The sequence below is a fragment of the Nonomuraea lactucae genome (genome assembly GCF_003313395.1).
Taxonomy (GTDB): Bacteria; Actinomycetota; Actinomycetes; order Streptosporangiales; family Streptosporangiaceae; genus Nonomuraea; species Nonomuraea lactucae.
Genome location: NZ_QNFZ01000850.1, coordinates 1 through 6,200 on the forward strand (window position 1 = coordinate 1; position 6,200 = coordinate 6,200).

Here is a 6,200-nt window from a genome sequence, read left to right on the forward strand (position 1 = left end):
CCGGTGACCGGCCCCACGTACCCCTCCCAGCCGCCGCCGCGCGGGCGTGGCGGCTGGGTGCTGCCCACCGTGGCCGCCGCCGTCGCGGTCCTGCTCGCCGGCGCCACCGGCGCCTACCTCCTGTACGGCAGGACGTCGAACGGCGGCAAGGGCACGGGCGCCTCCGCGAAGCCGTCGTCACCCCCGCCGTCGGCCTCGGTCCAGGGGCCGGACGTCTGCGCGATGCTCCCGAAGGAGACCGTGGACCGTCTGGTGCCCTTGGCGAGGGTGGCCGCCACGTCCAGGGACAGCGAGTACACCGTCGACTTCGACTGCGACTGGGCCAACAACAGGATCTCGTACGGCGACTACTGGCGCAGCCGCGGGATCGACGTCAAGGTGCGCCAGCACAAGGGCGAGGGCGCCAAGACCGGCAGGTCGATGGCCCAGAACTCCTTCGAGGTGGACTACGGCGGCGCCAAGTACGCCGAGACGGCCAAGCCCACCCCGAAGGAGGGGGAGAGGGACTACACCTCCGCGGTCAAGGACCTGCCGGGGGTCGGGGAGAGCGCCTTCGCCCAGTACACCTGGCGCCGCGTCGGCACCACGCTGTGGTACTCGTACGGCACGGCCCGCGCCCGCGTCGGCGACATGACGATCGAGGTGAAGTACCAGGCCTCCCAGCAGCGCAAGGACGCCAGGATGCTCACCAGCGAGACCACCCAGTCGGTCACGGAGGCCAACGCGATCCGCGAGGTGACCGGCCTGGCCGCGCAGATCGCCAAGGAGGTGGCCGCGTGGAAGGCGCGGCACCCCGGCGTGCTGGCCAGGCCCCGCCAGGCCGTCACCAGCGCTCCCAGCGTCCAGCCGACGCCCTCACCCGGGCAGCTCGCGGCCCTCCCGCCCGCGTGCGAGGCCGTGGACAGGATCGCGGCCGGGCTGGTGCCGGGCCCCACGACCCGGGCGCGGAGCACCGAGGCGGGCGGGGACGCGCAGTTCGAGTGCCGCTGGCTCAACCGGGACATCGACGCGGGCGGCGGCGTCACGAGGGTCCGCAGCGCGCTGATCACCACGCACAGCTTCACCGACCGCGCCGGAAGCCAGGACGCGGGGGCCGCCAGGTCGTTCTACACGTCCGAACGAGGCGGTGACCGCAACTTCGAGGACTCCTCCATGGGAGGCGTCACGTGGGGCAGGGTGGCCGACGTCAAGGGTCTGGGCGAGGCCGCCTACACCCAGTACACGGGCTACCGGCGCGGCGAGGTGTTCAACGGCGCCGTCACCGTGCTGGTGCGGCGGGGCGCAACGGTCGTCCAGGTGGACTACGCGGGCGCCGAGCGCCCTGCGGGCGAGCCAGCCGACTCCGCCAAGGTGCGGCTCATGGCCGAGAAGGAGGCCCGCGACGGCGCGCTCACCCTGGCCAGGGCCTACCTGGCGGCCCTGGCCAAGGGCCCGGGCGGCAGCTGAGACGGGCGCTTCTGACCCTCGCGGTTTACAGGCCTGCAACTTTATTGCAAGTGGGGCAAATAGCCTGAATGACGTATGCAGGTGAGCCGCGTGATGTCCCCCTTGCCCACTACAGGGGCATGGGCAAGGACACGGGAATCCCGCGGCTCACCCACCCGTCCCCCGCCCGGTGACCGACTCCACCACGACACCGCTACGGCCCTCACCGCCGGCTCCGCGGTCGGCTCGTGGTCCAGCCCCTCGATCCTGATGGAGCCCGAGCCCGAGGCCGAGCCCCACCCGAGCCCGAGCCCCAACCCGAGCCCGAGCCCCAACCCGAGCCCGAACCCGTGGTCACGGGCTTCTCGTTCAGGCCGGACAGTCGCTGCACCGGCCCCCGCGCGGTGTCGACCGTGTGGACGCGTGACATCGGCGCCACCCGCCAGGTCTGGGTCAGCCAGCCCTTGCGCGAGTGGACCGCCTCGCCCGTGACCTCCCCGCCACGGCGCCGCCCGAGGTCATGGCCGCTGCGCCGTCTGTGTCACTTCCGTGCCCACTTCCATACCCACTTCCATACCCATAGCCTCGCCCCCGGGGCCCGCCCGCGCGTCGGCCGTCGGTCTGGCGCCGTATCGACTTTGGTCTCTGTCCGCCGATCGCGGAACGCCCTAATCTCGGGACCTGTGAGGGAGCGGCGCGAGCACGACCACGAATACCGCTGGGCGCTGCCCTCTGTCCTGCTCGGCGACGGCGTCGACGGGCGGCCGGTGCGGCGCTCGACCCGCGACTGGATCGTCGACATCGCGATGTTCCTGGCCGCGTGCCTGCTCGCCCTGCTCAGCGCGACCGAGCTGGACGGCGAGCCCAGCGGGCTGGTCCTGGCCGAGCAGGTCGCCGGGGTGCTGTCATGCGCCGCGGTGTGGCTGCGCCGCAGGTGGCCCGTCGGGCTGGCGCTGGTCACCGCGGCGGTGTCGTCCTACCTGGAGCTGGCAGGCGGCACGGCGATCGTCGGCCTGTTCACGGTGGCGGTCCACCGGCCGTTCAAGGTGTCGGGTCCGGTCGCGCTGTTCAACCTCGTCACCCTGGCCCCGCTCGTCATGCTCAGGCCCGACCCGACCCTGGGCGCCGGCGGGATGACCGTCCTCGGCGCGGCCATCGGGCTGACGGTGTTCGCGTGGGGGATCGTGGTGCGGGCCAGGCGGCAGCTCGTGTGGTCGCTCAGACAGCGCGCCGTCATCGCCGCCGAGGAGGCCAAGCGGCTGGAGAGGGAGCGGATCGCCCGGGAGATGCACGACGTGCTGGCCCACCGCATCTCGATTCTCAGCCTGCACGCGGGGGCACTGGAGTTCCGTCCCGACGCGCCCGCCGGTGAGATCGCCAGGGCCGCGGGCGCCATCAGGGACAACGCCCACCTGGCGCTGCAGGACCTGCGCGAGGTGATCGGCGTGCTCCGCCACTCGTCCTCCGCCTCGCCGGGCGAAGGCGGCGCCGACGGTGGCGGTCACGGCCGCGGCGGTTACGGCGGTGGTCACGGTAGCGGCGACGGCTACGGCTACGGCTACGGCGACGGTGGCGGTGGCGACGGGGAGGGCGCGGTGCCCGAGCGGCCCCAGCCGACGCTGGCCGACCTGCGCCCGCTCGTCGAGGAGTGCCGCCAGGCCGGAATGAAGGTGTCGTTCTCGATGCCCGGCCTCGACGGGGCGCAGGCGCCGGGCGGGCTCGGCCGCAACGTCTACCGCGTCGTCCAGGAGGCGCTCACCAACGCGCGCAAGCACGCCGGAGGCGCGCCGGTCACGGTGACGGTGACGGGCGGCCCCGGCGAGGGCCTGACCGTCGAGGTGCGCAACCCCCGCTGGACGCGCCACAGCCCGCGCATCCCCGGCGCCGGGGCCGGGCTGATCGGGCTGACCGAGCGCGTCGAGCTCGCGGGCGGGAAGCTGGAGCACGGGCCCTTACCCGATGGAGACTTCCGGCTGCGCGCCTGGCTACCGTGGGCGCCATGACGATCGCCGCGCCCGTCAGGGTGCTCATCGTGGACGACGACGCGCTCGTCCGGGCCGGGCTGTCGATGATCCTGGGAGGGGCGGGCGACATCGAGATCGTCGGCGAGGCGGGCGACGGCTCGCAGGTGCCGCCCCTGGTCGCCGAATTCCGGCCCGACGTGGTGCTGATGGACATCCGCATGCCCGACGTCGACGGACTGACCGCCACCGAGGCGCTGCGGGCCGGCAAGTCGCCCCCCGAGGTGGTGGTGCTGACCACGTTCCACGCCGACGCCCAGGTGCTGCGCGCCCTGCGGGCGGGGGCGGCGGGCTTCCTGCTGAAGGACATCCCGCCGCGCGAGCTGGTCGAGGCCATCAGGCGGGTGGCGGCCGGCGAGCCGATCCTGTCGCCGGCGGTGACGCGGCAGCTCATCTCGCACGTCTCCTCGGGCACGCGCACCCGCGCCGACCAGGCGCGCGGCCAGCTCGGCGAGCTCAGCGAGCGCGAGAGAGAGGTGGCCGTGGCCATCGGCCAGGGCAGGTCCAACGCCGAGATCGGCCGCGAGCTCTACATGAGCGTGGCCACGGTCAAGGCGCACGTCTCGCGCATCCTGACCAAGCTCGGGCTGAACAACCGCGTGCAGATCGCGCTCCTGGTCCACGACGCCGGCCTCTGACCGTCCCGCCCCGGCTGGGGGGACGCTCAGAGGCCGCCCAGGCTGGGCTGGACGCCCAGAGGCCGCCCCGGCTGGGCTGGGCGCTCAGAGGCCGCCCCCTGCCGTCCCGCCCGGCCCTCGCCTCCGGGCGGGACGGCACAGCCCCGGCGGCCCTAGCCGTCCAGCAGCCGTTCCATGTCCCGCGGTGCGTACCCGGTCAGCTCCTGATATCTCCGGCAGACGTCGTCCCGGCGCATGAAGTCCGGCAGCCCCGGCAGGCCCGCTCCTTCGGTGATGTCCTGGAAGAACCGGTGTAGGAAGATCATCCACGACAGGTCGAGCTCGCGCGGCCCGACGGCCGCCATCTCCCAGTCGAGCACGGCCACGGGCGCGAAGTCGCGGTACATCACGTTGCCGATGCGGGCGTCGCCCCAGGTGAGAACGGCCGGTCCCGGATCGTCCGGCCAGTGCGCCTCCAGCCAGTCGAAGGCCCGCTCCAGCAGCGGTATCCGCAGCTCCCCGTGCGCCCACTCGTAGTAGGCGCGCTGCGCGTCCACGTGCCCGCGCAGCCCGCCCCCGCTCACGGGCGGCGCCTGCGCGCCCCCGCTCCGCAGCACGGCCAGCTCGTCGCCGGTGAACGGGGCGTCGTGCAGTGCCGCCACGACGCCCACCGTGGCGTCCTGGAGAGCGCGCCGCTGTGCCGGGGACGCCTCCAGCAGCCAGCCCTCGAACGTGTACGGCATGACGTCCGGCGGCACGTCGCCGTCCGCCCGCTCCATGACGAAGAACGGCGTGCCGAGCGGCGCGGGGTCGGGCTCGAACCAGAGCCCCCGCGGGGCCGGAATCCCGGCCTTCTCCCTGGCCAGCCGCATGATCTCGAACTGGGCCCGCAGATCGTACGAGGGGAAGACGGGCATCGCCTCGGCCGCGGGGGCGAGCCTGGCCACGCAGCGGGCGCTCCGCCCCATCCAGGAGGCGGTGAAGAAGAGCGTCTCGCTCGACAGGCCGTTGGCCGACGGCCTGGACAGCTCCGAGACCGTGACGGCGGCCCCGGCGCGTTCGCGCAGCCAGCCTGCCATCCGCTCCCGTAGCCGGTCCAGGTCACGGGTGGACGTACGCATCTCCTCCGCCACGGCCGCCTCCTCGGTGAGCACGGGTCCCGGCACAAGTCGTACATGCCGAGCAAGCGCTTGTCCAGACATGGGTGGCCGTTACGGTCAGGTACGCGGCAGCCGTACCCTTGTCTGAAAGGGCATGTCACGAAGGGACAGTGGGATGAGCTCAGCGGGTGAAGGCCTGTCTCGCCCGCTTCCCGAGCAGGTGCGGCTCAACGTCGTCGACCTGGCGGCTCAAGTCCTCGGGGCGATGCCCGCTGCCTCCGTCCCACCGCCGCTGCGCGGCATCGCCCGGTTCGATCCGCGCAAGCGCGCCAAGCTGGGCAGCGCGCCCATAGCGGCCCAGCTGGAGAACGACAAGGAGTTCCGCGAGCTGGTCGCCGAGTCGGTGACCGCCGGATGGCCGGAGCTGGTCGCCTCGCTGGCCGAGGGGAACGTGCCCCCCGCCGCCGACCCCGTGCTGGTGGCCGCCGCCGCCTACCTCACCCGCCCGCCCGGCTGGGCCGACATGGTGGAGGCGGCCCGCGCCGAGCTGGAGCAGTCCGCCGTCGCGGCCGAGGGATCCGAGCGCGAGGAGGTCGTCACCCGCCTGCGCGAGCAGCTCGCCACCCAGAAGAGCGCGGCCAAGGAGGAGGCCGACCGGCTGCGCGAGCAGCTCAAGGCCGCCCGGGGGGAGAACTCCGACCTGCGCCGCAGGGTCCACGAGGCCCGCGAGCGGGCCAAGGGCGCCGTGCGGCGGGCCGAGGAGATGGAGCACGCCGCCGAGGAGGCCAGATCGGCCGCCTCCGCCGCGGGCAGCGCGGGCGAGGTGGAGCTGCGCCGGTTGCGCGAGCGCCTGGCCGACGTCGAGAAGCAGCTGGAGGCCTCGCGGCGGGCGGCGCGCGAGGGCCGCAGCATCGAGGAGGCCCGCATCAGGGTGCTGCTCGACGCGCTGCAGGACGCCTCCGCCGGGCTGCGCAGGGAGCTCGCCCTGCCCACCACGATCAGCAGGCCGGCCGACTCGGTCGCGGCGGTCACCGGCG

4 protein-coding genes and 2 pseudogenes are annotated in these 6,200 nt (G+C 73.7%); 4 read left to right on the forward strand and 2 right to left on the reverse strand.

What is annotated here, in order from left to right; genetic code table 11:
* The coding region (locus tag DQW85_RS29500) for a hypothetical protein (protein ID WP_205315503.1) at positions 1-1,446 on the forward strand (1,446 nt) is incomplete at its 5' end.
* 313 nt (positions 1,447-1,759) lie between these two features.
* Here the strand turns inward: DQW85_RS29500 and DQW85_RS48310 are convergent.
* Positions 1,760-1,921, reverse strand: a pseudogene (locus DQW85_RS48310) (PH domain-containing protein); the annotation flags it as partial.
* A gap of 187 nt (positions 1,922-2,108) precedes the next feature.
* On the opposite strand from DQW85_RS48310, the gene DQW85_RS29510 reads away from it, so the two are divergent.
* Positions 2,109-3,428 (forward strand): sensor histidine kinase, encoded by a 1,320-nt coding sequence (locus DQW85_RS29510; RefSeq protein WP_240197500.1) that lies wholly within the window; start codon positions 2,109-2,111, stop codon positions 3,426-3,428.
* Entirely contained in the window at positions 3,425-4,084 is a 660-nt protein-coding gene (locus DQW85_RS29515) for a response regulator (protein WP_113703116.1), read from the forward strand. Before DQW85_RS29510 ends, DQW85_RS29515 begins: the two co-directional genes overlap by 4 nt.
* Before the next feature lie 152 nt (positions 4,085-4,236).
* On the opposite strand, the gene DQW85_RS29520 is transcribed toward DQW85_RS29515, so the two are convergent.
* Positions 4,237-5,217 carry a phosphotransferase family protein gene (locus DQW85_RS29520; RefSeq protein WP_240197501.1) on the reverse strand — a complete coding sequence of 327 codons (981 nt, stop codon included), beginning with the start codon at positions 5,215-5,217 and terminating at the stop codon, positions 4,237-4,239.
* Positions 5,218-5,338: 121 nt separating this feature from the next.
* On the opposite strand from DQW85_RS29520, the pseudogene DQW85_RS29525 reads away from it, so the two are divergent.
* Positions 5,339-6,200, forward strand: a pseudogene (locus tag DQW85_RS29525) (NYN domain-containing protein); the annotation flags it as partial.